This window comes from bacterium (assembly GCA_026416715.1).
Classification (GTDB): Bacteria; UBP4; UBA4092; order JAOAEQ01; family JAOAEQ01; genus JAOAEQ01.
Map to the genome: position 1 here is coordinate 43,603 of JAOAEQ010000004.1, position 22,071 is coordinate 65,673.

The following is a 22,071-nucleotide window of genomic DNA, read 5'->3' on the forward strand; positions in this document are numbered from 1 at the left end:
CTAGTTAACGTATCTACCTTATCAAACTAGTATAATATGCGCTGGAGTAAAACTTTTATTCCAACATTACGAGAAAATCCGGCAGAAGCAGAAACCGTTTCGCATCAGTTGATGCTGCGCGCAGGACTAATGCGGAAACTTGCGTCTGGTCTCTATACCTATCTTCCGCTCGGTTGGCGGTTTATCCGAAAAGTTGAACAAATTATCCGAGAAGAGATGGATCGCGCGGGTGCAATCGAAGTAATGATGCCAATGCTGCATCCTTTGGAGTTATGGGAACATAGTGGTCGTGCCAAAGTGATGGGTCCCGAAATGATGCGGCTGCATGACCGGAACGCACGCGGGTTTGTTCTCGGTCCGACCCATGAAGAGATTATTACCGCATTAGCTGCTGGTGAAATTCGGTCGTATAAACAATTACCAATTAACTTCTATCAGATAGCAAATAAATTCCGAGATGAAATTCGCCCTCGGTTCGGAGTGATGCGCGCGCGTGAGTTTATTATGAAAGATGCATATAGTTTCGATGCCGATGATACCGGCGCTAATAAAAGTTACCAGATGATGTTTGACGCTTATAAGCGGATTTTTAACCGATGTGGACTAACTACCGTTGCCGTTGAAGCTGATACTGGCGCGATGGGCGGCAGTTTTTCCCATGAATTTATGGTTCCTGCAGAAATCGGCGAAGATCGAATGGCAGTATGTTCTCAATGCGGATATGCAGCGAATCTCGAAAAAGCCGAATCCGCACTTATGGAAAATGAATGGGATACACATCTGTTTGATATAGCGAAAAAAACAACGTATCAGGAAGTTGATACGCCGAATATGCGGTCGATAGAAGACGTATCGAGATTCTTGAATGTGCAGCCGAAACAACTGGTTAAAACGCTCATTTATTTAGCGGATACGCAGGTTATCGCTGCATTAATTCGTGGCGACCACCAAATTAATGAATCGAAACTGAAAAAAGCGGTCGGTTGCGAGACCCTGACCTTAGCTACACCAGAAACAATCGAATCAGTTACGCAAGCGCCGGTCGGGTTCGCTGGACCGGTCGGACTAACAGCGGTTCCCATTATTGCCGACCCGGCAGTTATGGCAATGCCGTCTATGATTACTGGCGGAAATAAAATCGATACCCATTTGCTTAATGTTATTCCGAACCGAGATTTTAAACCGGCGAAAATTGCGGATATCCGAGTTGTAACCCAGGGCGATCGATGCGTGAACTGCCAAGGAACCCTAACCGTGTCTTATGGTATAGAAGTTGGTCATTGTTTCAAACTAGGTACGAAATATAGCGAAGCGTTTCATGCAACATATCTAGATGCTGAAGGAAAAGAAAACCTACTAATTATGGGCTGTTATGGAATTGGGGTAACCCGTACCGCAGCAGCAATTATCGAATGTAATAACGATAAAGATGGAATTATTTTTCCGTGGTCAGTTGCGCCATATCAGATATATCTGATGGCAGTTAATCCTAGCAATTCAGAGTTAGTTCAGCTTGCAGAAAAATTTTATATCGTCTTGCGCGATGCCGGATTTGAAGTCATCTACGACGACCGAAATGAGCGGCCAGGAGTTAAATTTAAAGATGCTGATTTGCTCGGATTCCCGATTCGTGTTATAATAGGAGATAAGAATATTAAGCAGGGTTTAATTGAAGTTACTGAACGGAGAACCAAGCAAACTCGATTGGTTCAAAAAAACCCAGAAACTTTGATATCTGCTATAAAACAATATGGAGTTTAATATGGAAACTACACCGAAAACTAAAAAGACAATTTTAGTTGCTGATGATGCTCCGGATATTTTGGTAGTACTGCAGAAAATGTTGGAAGCTGAAGGATTTGAAGTTATCACCGCAACGAATGGAAAAGAAGCGTATCAGAAAGCGATTGAATTGAAACCAGACCTGATTATTTCCGATATTTTGATGCCGTTAATGAACGGATTTAAACTCTGCGATGAATTGAAAAATAATCCACAGTATGGCCATATTCCCATAATTCTCATGACCGCTGTATATCGTCAGCCGGATCATATTGAGATGGGGTTTAAATATGGCGCAGATGCTTATATTGCTAAACCGTTTAAACCGGAACAGCTCCTTGAACTAACTAAACAACTTTTAGCAAAACCAATCACTGCTCCGGTTCAGCCCCGACCTAGCATACTCATTCGCCCGTAACCAGATGGTACAATACTGAAAATCGGAAAATGGTATTGGAATAAATTGAGGTATCTTCCACACGATGTTTCTCCAGTATCTTTACACGATACATACTTTGGTTTACTTAATGCATTAACTTATAGAACCTATTGGCATAAGTTCTGAATAAAGCTATGTCAACGAAACCGACTAAAAGAATCAAGGTTATTCCCAACCCATACCCGCAACGGAATTATGTAATTGAAATTACCAGTCCAGAATTCACTTGTTTATGTCCGATAACAGGCCAGCCGGATTTCGCAACGTTTAAAATCGAGTATATTCCGGATAAGAAAATCATTGAGTTGAAAGGATTGAAGTTGTATCTCTGGTCATATCGGAATGAAGGGCATTTCCATGAAGGGGTAACCAATAAGATACTCGATGATTTGGTTAGAGCAGCGCACCCGCGTTGGATGCGGATCATCGGAACATTCAATGTCCGTGGTGGAATCTATACCACGGTAACCGCTGAACATGGTATCAAACCGGAAAAGAAACAATAAAGGATGATTGGTCAATTCCAAACTCCGACATTCCGAATTTCAAACAAGACTTATCATCGCTGGGCGGTTTAGTTTTGAAATTGAGCATTTACTTGGAATTTGGAGTTTGGAATTTCATTTTTTATGAACAGGGATATGACGAAAGTTAAAATTGGGATTATCGGATGCGGTACGGTTGCTGGATATGGACATTTACCGACCACCGCAAACCATCCGGATTGCGAGCTATATGCTATCGCAGAAATAGATAAGAAACGGTTGCAAGAAGTAGGCGATTTATATGCAATTCCACAAGAACGACGGTTCTCAGAGTATCAGCGATTATTAGCCCTACCGGAAGTTGAAGTGGTAACTGTTTCAACCCGGGTTGAACAGCATAAGCCGGTGGTGCTCGATGCAGTAAAAGCGAAAAAGAACATTTTCTGCGAGAAACCGATTGCGCCAACTATCGAAGAAGGATGGGAAATGGTTCAGGCAGCGAAACAATCAGATGTATTACTTCTTATCAACCTCCATAATCGGGTGAAAAGTTCTGTCAAGCTGATCCTTGATTATCTGAGAAAAAATCAAATCGGGAAATTACATACGATCAGAACGATTCACCTATGGTCTGGTGCTGATAATACCCCGCGTGCTGATGGTCGGTCACGTCGGGATTTGTTGAGTGAAGAAGGTGGCGGACCGATTGTCGATTGCGGAGTTCATTTTTTTGATCTTGCCCGATTGTTTGCCCAAAGTGATTATAAACAGATTTCTGCTATCGGACAATGGGTAGAAAAGAAATATAGCAATCCTGGACATGTTATCGCTTCCTGTATTTTCGAAAATGGCGTAATGTATATCAACGAGCAGAGTTGGTTGTATACTAATACTGCAGCGAGTAAAAATGTCGTTCATCGGGTTGAATTGCTTGGTACCGAGGGATTAATTTCTGCATTCTGGGATTGGGACCCGAAACAGCAGAAATGTTTCGGCGAAAAAGTCCAATTGTTTAATGCAGAAGGTTTTACCGAAACGGTACACGATTTTGGGAAACCGTTTGCTGAGATGTATCATCGATTAGCGAAAATAATCCGAACCGGCATAAAAGACCCTGACCTTGCTTATGGCGAAGATGGGATTCGCGCGATGGAAGCAGCGTTGGCCGCATTAAACTCTACTAAGAAAAAGAGTTAGTAAACCTAGCGATAATTCTGTTGATATTAGGTCATTTCAACCAAAATATTGTAAGCCTTCAGATTCAGTTTCGAGAACCGTTGTCATGGTTTCGTTCGAAGAACTGGAATACATTTCTTCCTGCAAAGACTTACTTGCCCTCCATGCATTCCCCAAATAGCCTTTTAAGTTAATATTGAAATAGAATCAGGAATATCGAATCTAGATTGCGATAGTCCTGATTTTTAGCTTATAATGGTTTCAGAAAGAAAATACAATACGGAGATATTAAAAAACCATTCTTCTGGTTATACATTTTGTCTCAATTTTGGTTATCGTTGTCAACAATTTTTTAATTTACGAAAGGAGATATTTTATGAAACAATTTACCCGTGCGGAATTAGCTAAGTTTGACGGAACGAACGGTCAACCTTGTTACATTGCGTATCAAGGGAAAGTCTATGATGTAACCAACAACCCGAATTTTTCTGATGGTTCACATTATGGACACCAAACCGCAGTAGATTTAACCGCAGAGTTTGAAGAAGCTCCCCATGGGGAAGAAGTATTTGACCGTTTGCCAGTAGTAGGAGAATTAATAGAATAGATTCATTGCTACAGAAAAACCGAGCCAAACGGCAATATTCCACCTAAATTTAGTCTACCTGATGCAGATTATTATCCCAATGTATATGGGGAATATGTGCTGAATAGTTCTGCCGGGTGAATTCCGGGTTTGAGCTCAGGAGAAGATGTGTATAATCAATTTTTTGGGTGGTTAACAGAACATCCTGAATTACGTGAAGCTAAAATTTACCGATTATCAAAAATCGAGGATAACTTATGAAACAATGGAAATGTTTAACTTGTGGATATATACATATTGGAGTGGAACCGCCGGATTTCTGTCCACGATGTGGGGTATCGAAAAATTTGTTTGTTGAGATGAGCGAAACGTCGATACCTAAATGAAGACCGAATCAGGAATAAAGGGGGATACCGGTATGCCGGAATTACCGAAAACTGTAGAACAAGCATTAGTCATGGCAATCGCTGCGGAAATAGACGCAAACGCTACCTATTTACATTTAGCCGAGATAACCAAGAAACCGGAATCGAAAACGTTATATCAAAATCTCGCACGTGATGAACAATGGCATAAAGAAACGCTTGAAGAACGATATCGGGTTCTATTCGGCGATAAACCAATAGAGCCAGGTTCCGCTAGCATCGAAGGGGCAGTATTACGTCGAAAAGCGCAAGAAATCCTCGATGAATTCACGATTCTCAATATTGCGATTGAAGCGGAAACAGCCGCAGTTGCATTCTATACCGGAGCGGAAAAAATCACAAATGATGCGAAAACGAAACAGGTATTTTCGCAACTCGCTAAAGACGAAGAACGACATCGGGATTTGCTGGAAAAAGAGATTCAGGGTAGGCAAGGGAAACCGACTGATGAAATGGAACTCGATAACTGGGTACGGGAGTAATACCGCAAATCTCTAATTCAAATCTCAAATAAGTTTTTACATCATACAATCAACGTATTGATTGATTTTGATTTTTGAATTTGGAATTTTTCCAAACGAGGATAATATGCATCATATTATCATTGGTGATGGTCCCGCTGGCGAAAAAGCAGCTGAAATTATTCGGCGAGAACAACCGAATGATGCGATTACCCTTATTACAGAGGAACCGTATCCATTCTATTTACGACCTGGGTTAATGAATTATCTCGCTGGCGAATTTAACGACCATCCGTTTTGTGTGAAAGAGATAGCAAGGTATCGAGAACGGAATATTGACCTACGCCTGAATACTCGTGTAACCAGAATTAATCCCGAGTCACAGGAAGTCAGCGTGGTGAGTAGTCACGATGCGAGAGCGGAACAACAGTTGCATTATGACCGACTGCTTATTGCCGCTGGTGCAAGTTATTTTATCCCACCGCAATTGATACCGGTTCAACAGTATCTGCAGATGGTATATACGTTAGATGATGCGAATCGGTTACTTGCAGCGAGTAAAACTGCGAAGTCTGCAATTGTTATGGGCGGGAGTCTATTGGGAGTAGAATTAGTTCGTGCGTTATATCAGCTTGGTCTACAAGTAATCTATCTGACGCGAAAAGAAACATTCTGGCCAAGGACTCTGTTTCATACGCAAGCAGAACAGGTTGCGGCACTCCTTCGCCAGCATGGAATCGAACTTATCTTTGGAGAAGATATCCGCGAATTACTTATTCAATCAGATAAAGTTATCGGAATAATCACTACAAAACGGCGGGAATTACCCTGCGATTTAGTTGGTATAGCTACTGATTTAGTTCCGAACGTTGGTTTCTTAAAAAATAGCGGGCTGAAGATATTTCGGGGTGTTGTGGTTGACCCGCACATGCGCACGAATATTCCCAACGTTTATGCAGCCGGTGATATTGCGCAAGTGTACTATACAAAAACACGGATGCATCAGGTGCATTATAGTTGGATAAACGCTACTGAAGAAGGCGAAATTGCCGGGTGGAACATGGCAGGAATCTCGAGAACCATTCGTGAAGAATATGCTAATGATGAATTCGAAATGTATGGGATGAACATTTTTTCTCGGTGGACCCATGCGAAACAATAAGTGTAAATGATGAACCTAGCTTGCTCAATTAGTTTCGGTATGGTTTCGGGTTCAAGATGAGGATAATCTTATCCTTATTTTTTCTACCACAACAATAGAATTATTTCTGATCTCTCTTTTTCTTACGCCGCATGCTGCAATTTTTTATAAAAATTAGTCGGTTATTCTTGACAAAACCATACTCCCAGATTAGAATTGATTTACTGAATTGTTGTCAACCAACTGATTTTTAAGGAGGGATAACCATTTATGGGTATATTTCTTTTATTAATGCTCATCCTATTATTTCTATTAGTCGGGTTTATCATATTAAGTTATAATCGGCTAGTAACCTTGCGAAATCGAATTGATAACGCTTGGGCACAAATTGATGTTCAGCTTCGACGTCGGTATGATTTAATTCCGAATCTGGTCGAAACGGTTAAAGGATATGCGAAACATGAACGGGAAACCTTTGAAAAAGTTACGGAAGCGCGAGCGAAAATGGCTTCCGCTACAACCGTAAAAGAACAAGCGGACGCGAATAATATGATTACGCAAGCGTTAAAATCGTTATTTGCAGTCGCAGAAGCATATCCGGAATTGAAAGCGAACCAAAATTTTTTGGCGTTACAAGAAGAATTGACTGGAACGGAAGGGAAAATTGCATACGCGCGACAGTTCTATAACGACAACGTTATGCAGTTTAATACCTTACAGCAAACATTTCCTACCAATCTGATTGCGAGTTTATTCGGATTCAAACCGCGAGAGTATTTCGAAATTGAAGAAGGTACTGCCCGAGAACCGGTGAAAGTTAGTTTTGAATAATCAGCGTGAATTTATTTGCCACAGAGACGCAACCTCGCTGGGAGTCGATATCCTTTAATATTACTAGCGGAGCTGTAGCGACTCTGTGGCGTTTATTTCATAGACTGGACTCGGCTATATATTAATCACCTATGCTCTACGACCAGATTAGTAGTAACAAGTTTCGCTCATCATTAATGGTAATCGGGTTCATTATTTTCGTTATGCTGGTAGTGTATATTTTCAGTCAGGCGATGGGATATGGAACGTATGTTTCGCTTCCGTTAGCGGTGATTATTGCGAGTATCTCCGGTTTCAGTAGTTATTATTATAGTGATAAAATCGTGCTGGCGATGAGTCGTGCTCGACCAGCATCACGTGAAGAATATCTGCAACTGCATAATATTGTTGAAGGGCTCTGTATCGCTGCGGGGCTACCGCTCCCGAAAATATACGTTATCGATGATACTGCACCGAATGCATTTGCTACCGGTCGGAATCCACAGCATAGTGTTATTGCGGTGACTACCGGTCTATTACAGAAATTGAACCGAACTGAACTAGAAGGGGTTATTGCGCATGAATTAGCCCATATTAAGAATTATGATATCTTGTTACAAACATTAACCGTAGTTATGGTCGGGATCGTAGCATTGTTATCCGATTGGTTCTTGCGGATAATGCGGTTCGGCAGTTTCAGCGGACGAAGAAGCCGGATAGGTCGTACAACATCGCGTTCGGGTGGAAATCCCGCAATGGTAATTTTTGTTATTCTCGGGATTATTCTCGCATTGTTATCGCCGTTAATCGCGCAACTAATTCGACTAGCGATATCGCGTCGTCGTGAATTTCTCGCTGATGCGACCGGCGCATTATTAACTCGATACCCGCCAGGACTCGCGAGTGCATTAAAAAAAATCGCCGCGGATACTGAACCGTTAGAAGTAGCAAATAAAGCGACTGCCCATCTATATATCGTTAATCCACTGAAAGATTTCTCGGGGAAAATAAATAATCTTTTCAGCACCCACCCGCCGATTGAAGAACGGATTGCAGCGTTAGAAAAGATGTAGGATCAGATTTTGTGAATCTATCAGGTGATATCTCTATCGCAACGAAATCGATTGATATGCAGAATCATATTCGCATAATTTTAATAGTTAGTAGTTGTTTTTTTGCTTATCAGGCGAAAAGTTGGCCAGCGATATTTACCGTGAGTGATTTACCTGCATTTCAATCAGCGCTAAATACCGCTGCCGTGAACGGTGAACCGGATACTATCAATATTTCTGCAGGAATTTATAATCTAACTTCTCCGTTAAGATATAATTCAACTGAGAATTATTCGCTGACTATTTCCGGTGCAGGAATTGGCGTAACGATTCTTGATGGTAGGAATACGACCCAGATTCTCAACCTGCTTGCTACCGGTTCCTCTGGTAACATCACTATTCGTAGAATCAGTTGTACTAACGGAACTAGTACTGCTGAAGGAGGTGGAATTCGAATTGAGACCGGCGCTTCTGCAACGGTAGAAAATGCAGAGTTAACTTATAACTCAGCAAGTACACTCGGGGGTGGTCTGCATATCTTATCGAATTTCGGTACGATTTCAGTTATGAGCTGTTCATTTCGGAATAACTCTGCGGGCTTGAACGGTGGCGGATTAAACGCAGGCTCAACTGATGGAACGATTTTACTCGCGCATAATACTTTTACCGGCAACATTATTCCCGGCGTGCATACTGTTGAACCGGCATACGATGGCGGCGGTGCGATGCTGTATATCGATGGTGTCGGTCAGGTGATTGTTACTAGAAACACGTTTATTTGCAACACTGCTGCGGATGACGCCGGTGGATGTATGACCTATGCAAATAGTTCCGGTGTCACCATCAATATCAATCACAATATTTTTTCGCACAATGTATCTCAACTCGGTGGTGCTGGATGTTTCACCCGAATGAATGAAACTGAAGCTAGAGTGGCATATACCAACAACTATTTTTCCGCTAATTCCACGGTAACCGGAGATGGGGCAGGAACCTTAATCCATCTCAATGATGGTTCGCTCACGTTTTCCGGCAATACCTATTTAAATAACTGCGCAACCGGCGATGGTGGCGGCGTTTCGATTTGGAATGGAACCGGAAAACTCGTTTTATCCAGCAACATTTTTCAAGGGAACCGGACATTGAATAATGGCGGAGGAATGGTTCTCGCAACCGATTTCGGCACGATTACCTGTATTCGGAATATTTTCAATACGAACACTGCCATCAATATCGGCGGCGGGCTCTCTTATGCGGCAACTTCCGGAAAACTTGAACTTAATAATAATACGTTTTATCAGAATACTGCTACTGAAGGTAGCGGCGTTTATTTATATTTCGACCGAACTGGAGCGAGAGCAAATATCGTTAATAACATTTTCTGGCGGGATAGCGACCCAGCTATAGCAATGTCCGGCGCAACTAGCGCGATTGCCAGATATTGCGATATCGAGAACGGCATTGGTCAACCTTGGTTCGGGACTGGATGTATCGCGCAAAACCCGCTATTCAAAAATCCAGCGAACGGAAATTTCAATTTAACCTGGACAAATTACCCTGCATCGGATACTACAAAATCACCATGTATTGATACCGGAGACCCGACTACATCGCTAGATCCTGATGGCACCCGAGCGGATATCGGTGCATTTTATTTCGACCAATCAGCTTTAACTACTATCGACCCATTGCGCTGGATATACTTTGATTAGCCGAAAAATTTAATTTTCTACTATCAAGATACTACGACACCAAATAACTTTGAAAATCAATGCAAAACCATCAATGTTCAATCATCTGCCACTTTTGTATATCGGGTCTTTGTTTTCCTGGTTGCTTAATCCACCGTTATCCTTGCCTAAACCTTCAAATCACAGTAGAATATATAGAGAAAATTATACGGAGGTTTTTCTAATAAACCGCCGGGAATGTTGTTAAGCATTCCCAGTGGTTTATTTTTATTTTATGAAAATAACGTTTATCGGTGCAGGAAGTTTAGGGTTTTCGCGCAGGTTGATGATTGATATCCTCGGATTCCCGGAATTCCAGGATGCAACTTTTGCCTTAATGGATATTAATCCGAAACGACTGGATTATACCCGACGGATAGCAGAAAAAATTATTAAACAAGGGAATTTCTCTGCGAAACTGCAGGTGACTACTAACCGTCGGGAAGCGTTGCAAGATGCAGATTATGTGATTATCATGATTTTAGTTGGTGATATTGAAGTTATCCGCCCGGATATTGAAATTCCATTGAAGTATGGAGTTGACCAGTGTATCGGCGATACTCTTGGCCCCGGCGGTGTATTCCGTGCGTTACGAACGATTCCGGTGCTAATTGATATCTGTAAAGATATGGAAGAAGTCTGTCCGAATGCGTGGCTATTGAATTATACCAACCCGATGGCGATGCTTTGCTGGGCGATGAATGATTATACGAAAATTAAAAATGTTGGGCTATGCCATAGCGTGCAAGGAACCGCTTGGCAATTATCGAATTATCTCGGCGTCCCAACGAATGAAATCGACTATTGGGTTGCCGGGATAAATCATCAAGCATGGTTCTTAGAATTTAAATGGAAAGGGAAGGATGCATATCCGTTACTTCGGGAGAAAATTAATGACCCGAACATATATAATATCGAAACAACCCGGTTTGAAATGTTCAAACATCTCGGCTATTTCGTTACCGAATCCAGCGGACATAACTCGGAGTATAACGCTTGGTTCCGCAAACGGCCGGATTTAAAAGAAAAATATACGCCTGGTGGTGGGTGGAACGGCGGCACCGGATTCATTCTCCAGCTGTATGGAACCGATCGTGAGAATTATGAAGTCGAACTCGAGAAAATCGCTTCGAGTAACGATCCGGTCGATTTAACTCAATCGCATGAATATGGCGCATATATCATCCATTCATTACATACGGGAGTCGTCCGACGGATTAACGGGAATGTTAAAAATACCGGGTTAATCACCAATTTACCGGAAGGGTGTTGCGTTGAAGTCCCGTGTTATGTTGATAAACAAGGGATTCATCCATGTTATGTTGGCGCGTTACCGCCGCAATTAGCGGCGTTGAATCGGAGCAATATTGCAGTCCAGGAAATGGCGGTTAAAGCAGCAATGACCGGCGATAAAGATATGGCATTCTGGGCGGTAGCGTATGACCCGTTAACCGCAGCGGTATGCTCGTTAGAAGAGATTCGAAAGATGGTAGATGAACTGTTCGAAGCTGAGAAAAAATGGCTTCCTCAATTTACATAAAAAGATTACCGCGAGGTTAACAACCGATTACATAAGATATACCTAATTCGTTCAATACGCTATCACATTCAAGGTGTTGGCTATCAATATGATTACGGAAAACATTAAACAAGAATTAATGAAACTAGTTGGTAAAGAGAATTATTTCGATTCGCCGGAAGACCTCTATGTTTATGGTTATGATTCAACGCCGCTACTGCATTATCCACCGGAAGCGATAGTTCGGCCAGCGAATACTGCAGAAATTTCTGCTCTCGTTAAGTTAGCTAACCAATATAAGTTCCCCATTATTCCCCGCGGTTCTGGAACGAATTTATCCGGGGGCTCGATTCCTGTTCAAGGTGGAATCGTAATGATACTAAACCGGTTGAATCGGATACTTGAAATTGATAAGGAAAACCTAACGGCTACGGTTGAACCGGGAGTGATTACAACCGATTTGCATACCGCGGTCGAAAAACTCGGGCTATTCTACCCGCCTGACCCAGGAAGTATGAAAGTAAGCACGCTCGGTGGGAATGTTGCAGAAAATGCTGGCGGTCCCCGTTGTTTCAAATATGGGGTAACGAAAGATTATGTTTTAGGGTTAGAGATCGTCTTACCGGACGGAGAAATACTGAATACTGGAGGGAAATCGGTTAAAGATGTTGCCGGATATAATTTAACCCAGTTATTCATCGGTTCTGAAGGAACGTTAGGGATCGTAACCAAAATCATTGTGAAACTTATTCCGTTACCGCAATCTCGGAAAACCTTATTAGTTTATTTCAAAGAACTGGTTCACGCGGCGCAAGCGGTTTCGAAAATCGTTGAAGCGAAAGTTATTCCGGTTACTCTCGAAATTTTAGACCGATTAACCATAAAATGCGTTGAAGATTACGCAAAAATCGGGTTACCGCTAGATGTCGATGCAATTCTCTGGATAGAAGTTGACGGGGTTCCCGCAGCAGTTGAAGAGGATGCGAAATCCGTCGAACAAGTTGTTCGAGAATGCCATGCGGTTGAAGTTAAAGTAGCGAAATCCAAAGAGGAAGCTGACCAGCTTGCTATGGCACGGCGAAGCGCGTTAGCTGCATTAGCCCGGACACGACCGACAACGATTCTTGAAGATGCAACAGTTCCACGCAGCAATCTTGCTGCAATGGTTACAGAAATAACCAATATCGCACAGAAGTATCAGCTCCAGATAGCGACGTTCGGGCATGCCGGCGATGGTAACCTACATCCGACGATTCTAACGGATGAACGGGATACTGCAGAAATGGAACGAGTCCATAAAGCGGTTGAAGAGATATTTACCGCGGCATTAAAACTCGGCGGAACAATTAGCGGTGAACATGGGATTGGAATTGCGAAAGCGAAATTTTTACCGCAGCAAGTCGGGATTCCGGGGATAAACACCATGCGGAAGATTAAAGATGTACTTGACCCGAACGGAATCCTTAATCCCGGAAAAATCTTTATCAATCATTAGGCCGCTGATATTCGCAGATTTAAAGGATAAACATTATTTCCCTGCGACAACGAAGTCGCTGCGTAAATCTGCGGCTAATTTTATTTCAATGAATCGTTCTCCAAAATTCGCTGCTCCTACCTACGAGCAGTTACTCAACTGTATGCGGTGTGGGTTCTGTCTGCCGGTATGTCCGGTATATCGCGAGCTCGGAATCGAAACCGCAAGTCCGCGGGGATGGTTAGCATTATCAAGAGCGGTTGCAGATAGTAAACTCCCTATTTCGAGAAAATTTGATCGTCTGATGTATCATTGTTTATCCTGCCAGGCATGCGTTGCTGCATGTCCTTCCGGCGTTTTAGTAGATTCAACAATTCTCGATACTCGCGCTATCCTTAATCAGGAACGAAAACAGCCGTGGTTTAAAGCGCCTCTATTCCATTGGCTGACGGTAACTTCTCCGCGACTTGAATGGGCGATGGTTCCCTATCGGGTTTATGACAGAATCGGGTTACGGAGTGTTATTCAGAAACTCGGGATATTACGGTTAATCTCGCAACAGTTAGATGATTTAGATCATATTTTACCGAAGTTAGAATCACGAGCGATACGAAGAACACTGCCTAAAGTTATGCAAGCAGTTGGTGAACGCAAATTTCGGGTTGGCTATTTCTTAAACTGTGCAAATAACCTGATTTTTACTGGTAATGTTCGTGCAAGTTTAACGGTATTAACAGAAAACCATTGCGAAGTAGAGAATATTCTCGATGCAAAATGCTGCGGAATGCCGCATCGGGCGTATGGCGAACTAGGTATTGCAAAGCAGATAGCGCGACATAATTTGAATATTTTTAAGAATTTGGATGTCGATGCGATTATCACCGACTGTGCGACTTGCGGATCGATGCTGAAAGAATATGAAACCTTATTCCGTGGTGAGCCAGAAGCGGAATTAGCGAAACAGCTCGATAAAAAACTGGTGGATATCTCCGAATTTCTTAGTCGAATCGGTATAAAAGAACCGCCAGCAGTAACGCCGGCTGTCATCCAGTCAGCCAATATTCACTGGTTAACAACAGGCGCTACGCCAAGCGGTAAACTTCGGGTGACCTATCACGATCCATGTCATCTCGGTCGAGCGCAGAAGGTAACTAAATCGCCGCGAATTCTTTTGCAGTCTATCCCAAACGTTGAATTCGTTGAATTGGTTGAATCCGATTGGTGTTGCGGAGGAGCGGGGTCGTATAATCTAACTAAATACGATATCTCGATGAAAATTCTCGACCGGAAAATGAAAAATATTGGAAATACTGCAGCGAACCTAGTCGCTTCCGGCTGTCCCTCATGTTTAATGCAGCTCGGACTAGGAGTATATCGGTCAAAGTTAAATGTCCAGGTTATCCATCCCGTTCAACTTCTAGCGTTAGCGTATCAGAAACAGCGTTAACGATGTTTAAAATTATATTTCAGTACCTGTGCCAGTCTACCGGCAGCGATTTCGTTGGTTAAATACTTCAGACGCCAAATCCGTTTCTGCAAGAGAACAATATCCTGTTTATCCCATCCTTGCGGGATATAATCGGTTAACGCGAATTTCCGGGTTAATGCGGTTCGGATATATTTCTCCGGATGATAGGCAACGCAAGGATTCCCGCCGACATCTTCCGCTTGAATAACAATAAACTTTCCGGATTTAAATTTCGCATATAACTCCGGAGTTAACCAATCTTTCGCATAGGGTTCACCGTGTGTGGTTATCATCAGATAACCGTTGGGCATTAGAACACGCCATAATTCATCTAGCCACGCGAATTGAAGCTCTTCCGTGAAATGCGTGAACACCGACCCAGCGAAAATGAAGTCGAACGTATCCTCCGGATAATTCAGCGGCGGGGCAAGCTGGTTAACCTGAAATTCCGCAAATGGTAGGTTCTCTTTACACCATTGAATCAGTTTAGGATTATAATCAGTGCCATAGATTTTGGTATTTGATAAGAATTTGAAATGCCGGGTTATCCGACCGCAACCGCAGCCGAAATCAAGGATAGCACGGAACTGAGTTAAGCTTAACTTATTTTTTTCCAACGCAGTGACAATGCTTTGAAACGCGATTTCTTTCCCGAGTTTAACGAAATCGCGCGGATTCGATGGACCGACGACGAGATTAATCAGTTCAAACGGCGGAATCGGTAAATCATCGACATCGTTAATCCATTCATTCTGATTCTGCGGAGATGGTGAAGTATTCATTTCAAAACCTATTGTAATTTGGAATTTAGATGGTTTGCAATAAAAGGTCACTATATGAAGTAGACACTAAATCCTGTTTTCGGATATCAAACAAGGTTAAATAATGGTCGCATTGCTTCCTTAATGTATCAATCCCAATTTTCCCGTCGGTATCAATTGCTTCTATTTCAATAAATGTTCCTAAATCTTTAACGGTATCTATATGGAATTTAACATTATCAATGAAATATATCTCCCGCTGTTTATCAACCACAACGAGGATACCCAACACTTTCGTTAATATTTCTTTCAGCGCTGTTCCCGGCTGCGTTGCATAGAGAATAACGTCGCTTTTTTTCGGTTCGGCGATATCCTCGCGTTTATAATAAATCAGATAGTTCTCGATAGTTCCCTCCCGCAATTTTAATCTGCCGTTAGCAACTTTGAAATAAGTATCAATTTGATGGTCTATTCCTATAAGAATCGCTCGATGATTGTTTAGTATTTCTCTAATCTTATCGTGATTAGAACATTTCGCTTTTATTTCAATATTGGTTAACATATTCAATATTATACCATGACCTCTACCTAGAACGAGCTAGACCACTTGCAATTTTTCTACTCGTGGTATAATATTTCGATAGTAAATTTCGCTCAAAAAAGGAAGGGAACCCTATGTATCATCTCCTCGACCGAATTTTTAAATTGCAGGAGAATCAAACGGATATCAGAACTGAACTTCGTGGCGGGTTAGTAACCTTTTTAACTATGAGTTATATTATTTTCGTGCAACCGGCAGTATTATCGCAAGCGGGGATGGATTTCAATGCGGTGCTCGCTGCGACCTGTATTTCCAGCGCAATCGCGATATTTTTTATGGGCTTGGTAGCGAATTATCCAATCGCATTAGCGCCGGGGATGGGTGAAAATTTTTTCTTTGCATTCACCGTCGTGTTAGGGATGGGAGTTTCATGGCAGGTAGCGCTCGGTGCGGTGTTTATTTCCGGAGTGATTTTTATTCTCCTATCCGCATTTCGAATTCGGGAAATGGTTATCGAATCGGTTCCGCAATCGTTACAATATGCGATTGCTACAGCAATCGGCATTTTCATTGCGTTTATCGGATTGCAACAAGCGGGTATCATTGTCGGGAGCCCTGGGAGTTTAGTTCAGTTAGGTAACATCAAATCGCCGCCGGTGATTCTCGCAATAGTCGGGTTAATTATCATCTCAATTCTGCTGATTCGAAATGTTAAAGGCGCTATTCTCTGGGGAATATTAGCGACTGCGCTTATTGGGCTACCGTTCGGGTTAGTTAAATTTTATGGAGTTGTTAGTTCGCCGCCATCGTTAGCGCCGACATTCTTAAAAATGGATATATTTGGAGCATGGGATTTAGGGTTGGTAACCGTTATTCTCATCTTTTTATATATGGATTTATTTGATACTGTCGGAACCGTTATCGGAGTCGGCGCACAAGCTGGATATCTCAAAAACGGGAAGTTACCCCGTGCAGGACGAGTGCTCATGTCAGATGCGATTGGAACCGTGGTCGGTGCATCGCTCGGAACTTCTACAGTCACCAGTTATATTGAAAGTACTGCCGGAATCGCGGCTGGCGCTCGAACTGGATTAGCAAATATGGTAACCGGATTACTATTTCTGCTCTCGCTCTTTTTCGTTCCGATAGTTCAGATGGTTGGTGGGGGATACCAGATTGCCGAAGGGAAATTTTTGTATCCGGTAACCGCGCCGGTGCTGATTCTGGTTGGGTGTATGATGGCGAAAAGTATCCTGAAAATCAACTGGGATGACTGGAGTGAAGCGATCCCAGCGTTTTTAACCATTATTGGGATGCCGTTAACCTATAACATTGCGCATGGACTTGCGTTCGGATTTATTTCATATCCGATTCTGAAACTACTTAGCGGGAAAGGGAAAGAAGTCAACTGGCTGATGTATGTTTTAGGAGCGATATTTATCCTGCGGTATGCTTTGGTTAAGACATAATTTTGCAAACTACGCGAGAATGATAGCGACTATGAGATGGTAAACGGTTAAACGGAAGAGTTATGCGTTAGCAGGAATCCATTGATTTCTTCAATACCCTAAATTATCAAATCTATTTCATTCACCTGTTCTACTTGGCATTATAACCTAACCACAAAACATATCTATTCTCAAGGTTCTGCTTAAGTTTGCAGTTCAATTCGCTAGGAATAAACAGGCTATTTTCTAACCGGTTGATTTTATCTAATGAGCGCCCGTACAATGTTCCGACCGCTTTTTTGCTAGGTATGGTGTAGGCAACACCATTTACCGCAACATGCAATTTATACACTAGAACGACGCTGTCTGTGATAAGGGTCATTGATCTATCTTCTTGACAAATTTAGATTACCTCGATATTAATTCAACCAAATTCGTTTGGAATCTTGGAGGAGAACAAGAGCGGGTTTAACCCGCTCTTGTTCTCCTCCGGTAGGAAACAGGGGTACAAAAGGGGAATCTTATAGTTGATTTCGTTAACTATCTATCATTTTCCGATACAGAATCGGGAAAAGATGCGGTCGAGCAGGTCAGCGGTGATATTTGTCCCAAGGATTTCACCGAGTTTAGCAATCGCTTGCCGCAGTTCAGCAGCGATAAGTTCCGGGGCTTGATTCTGGGTTAAATCTTGTTCAACTACGGTAAGCGCATCCAGCGATTGACGCAGTAACTCTGCATGACGGATGTTGGTGACCCAAACCGCATCCGCTGACGATACCGCTTCTCCGGCGGAGATTAATGTTTGCAGCATAGTTTCTAGTTGAGGGATTCCCTCTCCGGTTACCGCTGAAATTTTGACTATAGGAATGTCTGGAAGTAACCGAAACAATTCTGATTGCGCAAGGTTATTCGGAAGGTCAATTTTGTTGATTACAGCTATCATTGGTAATCCAGTTAATTTAACCTGTTCGATGATATACAGGTCTTCCGTTGATAACGGTTGGCTATTGTCGAACAAGACGAGAATAATATCTGCTTGTTTCAGTGCGTTCCGAGTCCGTTTAACCCCTTCCTGTTCGATAACATCATCAGTTTCACGCCATCCAGCCGTATCAATAAACTCAAATGGTATCCCGTTAAGATTTATCGTTTCGTGGATAGTATCTCGGGTTGTTCCTGGATGCGGGGTAACAATTGCCCGTGGTTCTTGCAGAAACGCATTTAAAAGCGATGATTTACCGACGTTCGGTTTGCCAATAAGCGGAACGTTAACCCCTTCACGTAGTTTCCGACCGAATCGTGCAGAATTGAGTAATGGAGTCAGTTGCGATTGTATCGTATGTATCCTAGCAAGATACTGCGGATAAGTTCCTTGCGGAATATCTTCTTCCGGAAAATCAATCTGCGCTTCTATCTCAGTAAGAATATCCATCAAAGCATGGGATATTTGGCGCAGTTGTTCCGATAATCTGCCTTCTAACTGCTGCAGTGCAGCTCGTTGCGCTAGTTCCGTCTGGCTCTGAATAAGGTCAATCACCGCTTCCGCTTGAATTAAATCGATTCGACCGGCGAGAAACGCGCGTTTGGTAAACTCGCCGGGTTCCGCTAATCGTGCACCGAGTGATAGAACCAGATTCAAAATCTGCCGGAGAACCAGCGGACTACCATGGGCACTGATTTCGACAATATCTTCAGTGGTATACGAATGCGGAGCGCGAAATATCGTGATAACCACTTCATCAAGTTCAGTATTTGTTTTTGGATTGAAGATACGTCCATGGTAAACGGTATGGCTCGGTCGGAGGTGGAGCGGTTGAGGATGAGCATCGCGGAAAAGCTGGCTAACAATTGCTAACGCATTAACCCCGCTTATTCGGACTATGCCGATACCACTTTCTCCCAGCGGAGTAGAAATCGCAGCGATGGTATCAGAGAAAGTCGTCGGCATAATCTATCCTGTTAAGATAGGGGTTCGATGGATTGAGTGCGCCTATACTATAGCTGAATAAATGAATCAATCAAACCCCTACCTAGTATATTCTCAAAGAAGATGGTGTACGGTAATCGTGTTAGTAATGACTACCGATGATTATTTTTATATTTTGCTGGGGTAATGACAATATGGCGGTCAGGTCCTTCCCCGACGCTAACGGCAGTAACTTCTTGTTCATTCCGTAATAACAGATGAACATATTTCCGATCAACTGCGCCCATCGCTTCCATATGAATTGGAACTCGTTTCTCTTTAGCTTTTTTGACCGCTTCTTTGGTTAATCGGGTAAGCAGTTGCTGTCGTCGTTTTCGGTAATCCTGAAAATCGATTTCAATATTTTTGGCGGTTAACTTTTCTTTTGCTAGAACCTGATTGAGTAGATATTGAATCGCATTCAAGGTTCGACCACGATATCCGATCAACAATCCGCCGGTATAAGAACTCCGAATTGATAGAATAATTGCGGTATCCGTTTCTTCGACTTCGATTTGGCTTGGGATATGCATCCGGTCAAGTAATCCCTGGAGAAATTCAACGGCTTTTTTCGCTTGGTCACCAGCGGATTTCGTCTCTTTAACCGTAACTCGAACTTTGGCAGATTTACCGCCCATAAATCCGAGTAGTCCACGGGTCGGTTCCTGCAACACTTCAAAATTTACATCAGCAATACTTACCCCCAACTCTTTACAGGCGAGACTAACCGCTTCATCGACTGTTCGAGCTTCTATTTCAATACTTCGCATAGCATTAAAACCCTCCTGAAATATCATTTACGTTTTTCATATTTTTTCTTCATTTCCTGCCATCGGCTATATTTCGATTTCTGCACTACTGGTTCCAATTTAATCGGCTGCTTATTGATATAATACTGATGGATAATTGATAAGATATTGGTGATGAACCAGTAGAGCACTAATCCGGATTGGAGACCCCAGAACAGGAATATGAAGAATATATTCATAACCATCATCATTTTTTGCTGTTGTTTATCCGGATTTGGCGTCATTTTCATTTGCCACAGCATACTTATCCCCATTAATATGGGCAGAATGTTGACAGGCAGTCCGGCGATATAAAAAATCGTATCCGGTTTTGATAAATCCTTAATCCAGAGAATAAACGGTGCACCGTTAAGTTCAACCGCTCGGGATATCGTGGTGTATAGCGCAAACATAATCGGCATCTGAATAAGTAGTGGTAAACAGCCGGAACCGTAACTAACCCGATATTTTTTCATTAACGCCATTGTTTCTTGATGCATCCGGCGCGGGTCATCTTTATATTTCGTTTTAATTTCGTTCATTTGTGGCGCAAGTAACTGCATCTTTTTCATCGATTTAAAACTCATCTGGGTTAATGGCAAGGTGATAATTTTGAAAAAGATTGAAAGCAGAATAATAGCGACGCCATAATTCGGAATGAGCTTATAGAAAAATCGGAGTGTTTTCAGCACCAACATATCGAGTCCGGCTAACATAAATCCAGGGAATAACACCTGTTCAGCCGGGAGTTTCGCTCGTTCTAAATATTCCAATTCTTTCGGTCCCAAATAGAATAAAAAAGGAAACGAAAATGTGCTTTTTCCGGGAATATCTATCGTCGGGAGATGCACCCAAATATTTGGGAGATGGGCGGAATCCAGTTCTGCGGTTATCGTGGTAACTAAACTTACTTGCGGAACGAGGATTTTTAAAAAATAATGCGTTTGTAATCCAGCCCAAGCTATCTCTCCAGTCAACGACTGTTTTACCGTTTTGGTATTCAACTTCAAATTCGTTACCGCATGTTTCGTTTGCGCAAACGGGGCTAACCCAAACGTCATCGCTTTATTATTTGCAATCGGGACTTTACCTAATCCGGAACCGAGTCCGATTCGCATTCCGTCACCATTTTCATTAAGTTTAACCAGTTTATCACTCGGATTAGTTAATTTGAACTGGCAGGTTATTCCATAGGTGTTATGGTTAAACTGATAGATTTTTTGAACGGTCATCCCGTTCGGGAGTGTAGCGGTGAAAACCAACTGTGATTCCGGTTGCGTTGTGCTTAACGAAACATACGTCGTGGTTACCTGATACAGAGTGGTTCGGTCAAGTTGATTGAATCCTGGAAGTTGAATTTCTAACGGGGCGAATTCCGCTTGCAACGTATCGATAAGGTTAACTTGATTGGTTTCAGCTAGTTTCTGTTTCAATTCTGCAATTCGGGTAGTATCTTTTTTCACTTCTGCGGTTTGGAGTGCTTGATTCAATTCCAGATATTGTTTCGTTTCCTCGATTCGCTGCTGGATTTGATGGACTCGAACGAGATTATTTTTCTGTTGTGCAACGACTAATTCTTTCTGTAACAGATCCAGCGGCTCGAATTCCGTTTGATATTTTTTTAACTGCCAGCTTTTTAGTGTTCCACCGAGTGTAGTAAACGTAGCGGTATATAAATCGGTTTCGACCCGCACATCTTTCGCTTGCGCTAATACCACGGTATCAATGGCAACCGGTTGCGTTACCATAGCTGGTTGAACAGCTGTTTCCGTTGTTACCGTGGAAACGCTCGATGGAGTAGTATCAGCTGCAATTGGTTTTTGCGGTTGCGGTATCGGTTTCGGAGCGTATCGCGGATAGATGACTCCAAAATAGAGCATGATAACTAATGCACAGAGAATAATAGCTACTAATTCGTTCGTTCGCATAACATAAATCGCTTCTAGATCCGAAGTCAAAAGGCCAAACCGTCTTCGCTCGACACATTTACCGGTTGCGGAACAAGCGACTTCAGACTAT

At 42.5% G+C, this 22,071-nt stretch carries 20 protein-coding genes; 15 read left to right on the forward strand and 5 right to left on the reverse strand.

Annotation, left to right across the window (positions count from 1 at the left end; translation table 11 throughout):
• Positions 1 to 36 precede the first annotated feature (36 nt).
• The 14 genes from N3A72_02440 to N3A72_02505 all read left to right on the forward strand — a co-directional run bounded on the left by N3A72_02440 (position 37) and on the right by N3A72_02505 (position 14,527).
• Entirely contained in the window at positions 37 to 1,761 is a 1,725-nt protein-coding gene (locus tag N3A72_02440) for a proline--tRNA ligase (GenBank protein ID MCX7918468.1), read from the forward strand.
• Position 1,762: 1 nt separating this feature from the next.
• Positions 1,763 to 2,200 carry a response regulator gene (locus N3A72_02445; protein MCX7918469.1) on the forward strand — a complete coding sequence of 146 codons (438 nt, stop codon included), beginning with the start codon at positions 1,763 to 1,765 and terminating at the stop codon, positions 2,198 to 2,200.
• Positions 2,201 to 2,355: 155 nt separating this feature from the next.
• Entirely contained in the window at positions 2,356 to 2,727 is a 372-nt protein-coding gene (gene queF / locus N3A72_02450) for a preQ(1) synthase (protein ID MCX7918470.1), read from the forward strand.
• A 135-nt stretch (positions 2,728 to 2,862) separates the two neighbouring features.
• Positions 2,863 to 3,903, forward strand: coding sequence for a Gfo/Idh/MocA family oxidoreductase (locus N3A72_02455; protein ID MCX7918471.1), 1,041 nt, complete (start codon positions 2,863 to 2,865; stop codon positions 3,901 to 3,903).
• Between the two features lie 355 nt (positions 3,904 to 4,258).
• Entirely contained in the window at positions 4,259 to 4,489 is a 231-nt protein-coding gene (locus N3A72_02460; protein ID MCX7918472.1) for a cytochrome B5, read from the forward strand.
• 236 nt (positions 4,490 to 4,725) lie between these two features.
• Positions 4,726 to 4,854, forward strand: coding sequence for a rubredoxin (locus N3A72_02465; GenBank protein MCX7918473.1), 129 nt, complete (start codon positions 4,726 to 4,728; stop codon positions 4,852 to 4,854).
• Positions 4,851 to 5,375 carry a ferritin family protein gene (locus N3A72_02470; GenBank protein ID MCX7918474.1) on the forward strand — a complete coding sequence of 175 codons (525 nt, stop codon included), beginning with the start codon at positions 4,851 to 4,853 and terminating at the stop codon, positions 5,373 to 5,375. The genes N3A72_02465 and N3A72_02470 overlap by 4 nt, the downstream gene beginning before the upstream one ends.
• Before the next feature lie 106 nt (positions 5,376 to 5,481).
• Positions 5,482 to 6,516, forward strand: coding sequence for an FAD-dependent oxidoreductase (locus N3A72_02475; GenBank protein ID MCX7918475.1), 1,035 nt, complete (start codon positions 5,482 to 5,484; stop codon positions 6,514 to 6,516).
• Positions 6,517 to 6,765: 249 nt separating this feature from the next.
• Positions 6,766 to 7,326 carry a LemA family protein gene (locus tag N3A72_02480; GenBank protein ID MCX7918476.1) on the forward strand — a complete coding sequence of 187 codons (561 nt, stop codon included), beginning with the start codon at positions 6,766 to 6,768 and terminating at the stop codon, positions 7,324 to 7,326.
• A gap of 131 nt (positions 7,327 to 7,457) precedes the next feature.
• A complete protein-coding gene (locus tag N3A72_02485; GenBank protein MCX7918477.1) occupies positions 7,458 to 8,378 on the forward strand; it encodes a M48 family metallopeptidase in 921 nt (306 codons plus the stop codon).
• A gap of 11 nt (positions 8,379 to 8,389) precedes the next feature.
• On the forward strand, positions 8,390 to 10,069 hold the full coding sequence (locus N3A72_02490) for a hypothetical protein (GenBank protein MCX7918478.1): 1,680 nt from the start codon (positions 8,390 to 8,392) through the stop codon (positions 10,067 to 10,069).
• Positions 10,070 to 10,322: 253 nt separating this feature from the next.
• The gene (locus tag N3A72_02495) at positions 10,323 to 11,627 is read left to right on the forward strand and encodes an alpha-glucosidase/alpha-galactosidase (GenBank protein MCX7918479.1); all 1,305 of its coding nucleotides are present in this window, start codon (positions 10,323 to 10,325) and stop codon (positions 11,625 to 11,627) included.
• A gap of 88 nt (positions 11,628 to 11,715) precedes the next feature.
• Entirely contained in the window at positions 11,716 to 13,101 is a 1,386-nt protein-coding gene (locus N3A72_02500; protein MCX7918480.1) for an FAD-binding protein, read from the forward strand.
• An 88-nt stretch (positions 13,102 to 13,189) separates the two neighbouring features.
• A complete protein-coding gene (locus N3A72_02505) occupies positions 13,190 to 14,527 on the forward strand; it encodes a (Fe-S)-binding protein (GenBank protein MCX7918481.1) in 1,338 nt (445 codons plus the stop codon).
• Here the strand turns inward: N3A72_02505 and N3A72_02510 are convergent.
• Together N3A72_02510 and N3A72_02515 are read right to left on the reverse strand one after the other, a co-directional pair.
• A complete protein-coding gene (locus tag N3A72_02510; protein ID MCX7918482.1) occupies positions 14,524 to 15,330 on the reverse strand; it encodes a class I SAM-dependent methyltransferase in 807 nt (268 codons plus the stop codon). The two genes, N3A72_02505 and N3A72_02510, sit on opposite strands and share 4 nt — an antisense overlap.
• A 25-nt stretch (positions 15,331 to 15,355) precedes the next feature.
• Positions 15,356 to 15,871, reverse strand: a complete 516-nt coding sequence (locus tag N3A72_02515; GenBank protein ID MCX7918483.1) for a class IV adenylate cyclase — start codon at positions 15,869 to 15,871, stop codon at positions 15,356 to 15,358.
• A gap of 113 nt (positions 15,872 to 15,984) precedes the next feature.
• Between N3A72_02515 and N3A72_02520 the strand changes: the two genes are divergently transcribed.
• On the forward strand, positions 15,985 to 17,319 hold the full coding sequence (locus N3A72_02520) for an NCS2 family permease (GenBank protein MCX7918484.1): 1,335 nt from the start codon (positions 15,985 to 15,987) through the stop codon (positions 17,317 to 17,319).
• A 526-nt stretch (positions 17,320 to 17,845) separates the two neighbouring features.
• On the opposite strand, the gene mnmE is transcribed toward N3A72_02520, so the two are convergent.
• The 3 genes from mnmE to yidC form a co-directional block, all read right to left on the reverse strand.
• Positions 17,846 to 19,246, reverse strand: coding sequence for a tRNA uridine-5-carboxymethylaminomethyl(34) synthesis GTPase MnmE (gene mnmE, locus N3A72_02525; protein MCX7918485.1), 1,401 nt, complete (start codon positions 19,244 to 19,246; stop codon positions 17,846 to 17,848).
• Positions 19,247 to 19,377: 131 nt separating this feature from the next.
• Positions 19,378 to 20,034, reverse strand: a complete 657-nt coding sequence (locus tag N3A72_02530) for a Jag N-terminal domain-containing protein (protein ID MCX7918486.1) — start codon at positions 20,032 to 20,034, stop codon at positions 19,378 to 19,380.
• Positions 20,035 to 20,057: 23 nt separating this feature from the next.
• Positions 20,058 to 22,010, reverse strand: a complete 1,953-nt coding sequence (gene yidC / locus N3A72_02535) for a membrane protein insertase YidC (GenBank protein ID MCX7918487.1) — start codon at positions 22,008 to 22,010, stop codon at positions 20,058 to 20,060.
• Positions 22,011 to 22,071 lie beyond the last annotated feature (61 nt).

Coding starts and splice junctions, on each gene's coding strand:
- N3A72_02445 (MCX7918469.1), top strand. CDS start 1,763: ATGGAAACTACACCGAAAACTAAAAAGACAATTTTAGTTGCTGATGAT.
- N3A72_02480 (MCX7918476.1), top strand. CDS start 6,766: ATGGGTATATTTCTTTTATTAATGCTCATCCTATTATTTCTATTAGTC.
- N3A72_02530 (MCX7918486.1), bottom strand. CDS start 20,034: ATGCGAAGTATTGAAATAGAAGCTCGAACAGTCGATGAAGCGGTTAGT.
- N3A72_02495 (MCX7918479.1), top strand. CDS start 10,323: ATGAAAATAACGTTTATCGGTGCAGGAAGTTTAGGGTTTTCGCGCAGG.
- N3A72_02510 (MCX7918482.1), bottom strand. CDS start 15,330: ATGAATACTTCACCATCTCCGCAGAATCAGAATGAATGGATTAACGAT.
- N3A72_02470 (MCX7918474.1), top strand. CDS start 4,851: ATGAAGACCGAATCAGGAATAAAGGGGGATACCGGTATGCCGGAATTA.
- N3A72_02505 (MCX7918481.1), top strand. CDS start 13,190: ATGAATCGTTCTCCAAAATTCGCTGCTCCTACCTACGAGCAGTTACTC.
- N3A72_02455 (MCX7918471.1), top strand. CDS start 2,863: ATGACGAAAGTTAAAATTGGGATTATCGGATGCGGTACGGTTGCTGGA.
- N3A72_02440 (MCX7918468.1), top strand. CDS start 37: ATGCGCTGGAGTAAAACTTTTATTCCAACATTACGAGAAAATCCGGCA.
- mnmE (MCX7918485.1), bottom strand. CDS start 19,246: ATGCCGACGACTTTCTCTGATACCATCGCTGCGATTTCTACTCCGCTG.
- N3A72_02465 (MCX7918473.1), top strand. CDS start 4,726: ATGAAACAATGGAAATGTTTAACTTGTGGATATATACATATTGGAGTG.
- queF (MCX7918470.1), top strand. CDS start 2,356: ATGTCAACGAAACCGACTAAAAGAATCAAGGTTATTCCCAACCCATAC.
- N3A72_02520 (MCX7918484.1), top strand. CDS start 15,985: ATGTATCATCTCCTCGACCGAATTTTTAAATTGCAGGAGAATCAAACG.
- N3A72_02485 (MCX7918477.1), top strand. CDS start 7,458: ATGCTCTACGACCAGATTAGTAGTAACAAGTTTCGCTCATCATTAATG.
- N3A72_02500 (MCX7918480.1), top strand. CDS start 11,716: ATGATTACGGAAAACATTAAACAAGAATTAATGAAACTAGTTGGTAAA.
- N3A72_02460 (MCX7918472.1), top strand. CDS start 4,259: ATGAAACAATTTACCCGTGCGGAATTAGCTAAGTTTGACGGAACGAAC.
- N3A72_02515 (MCX7918483.1), bottom strand. CDS start 15,871: ATGTTAACCAATATTGAAATAAAAGCGAAATGTTCTAATCACGATAAG.
- N3A72_02475 (MCX7918475.1), top strand. CDS start 5,482: ATGCATCATATTATCATTGGTGATGGTCCCGCTGGCGAAAAAGCAGCT.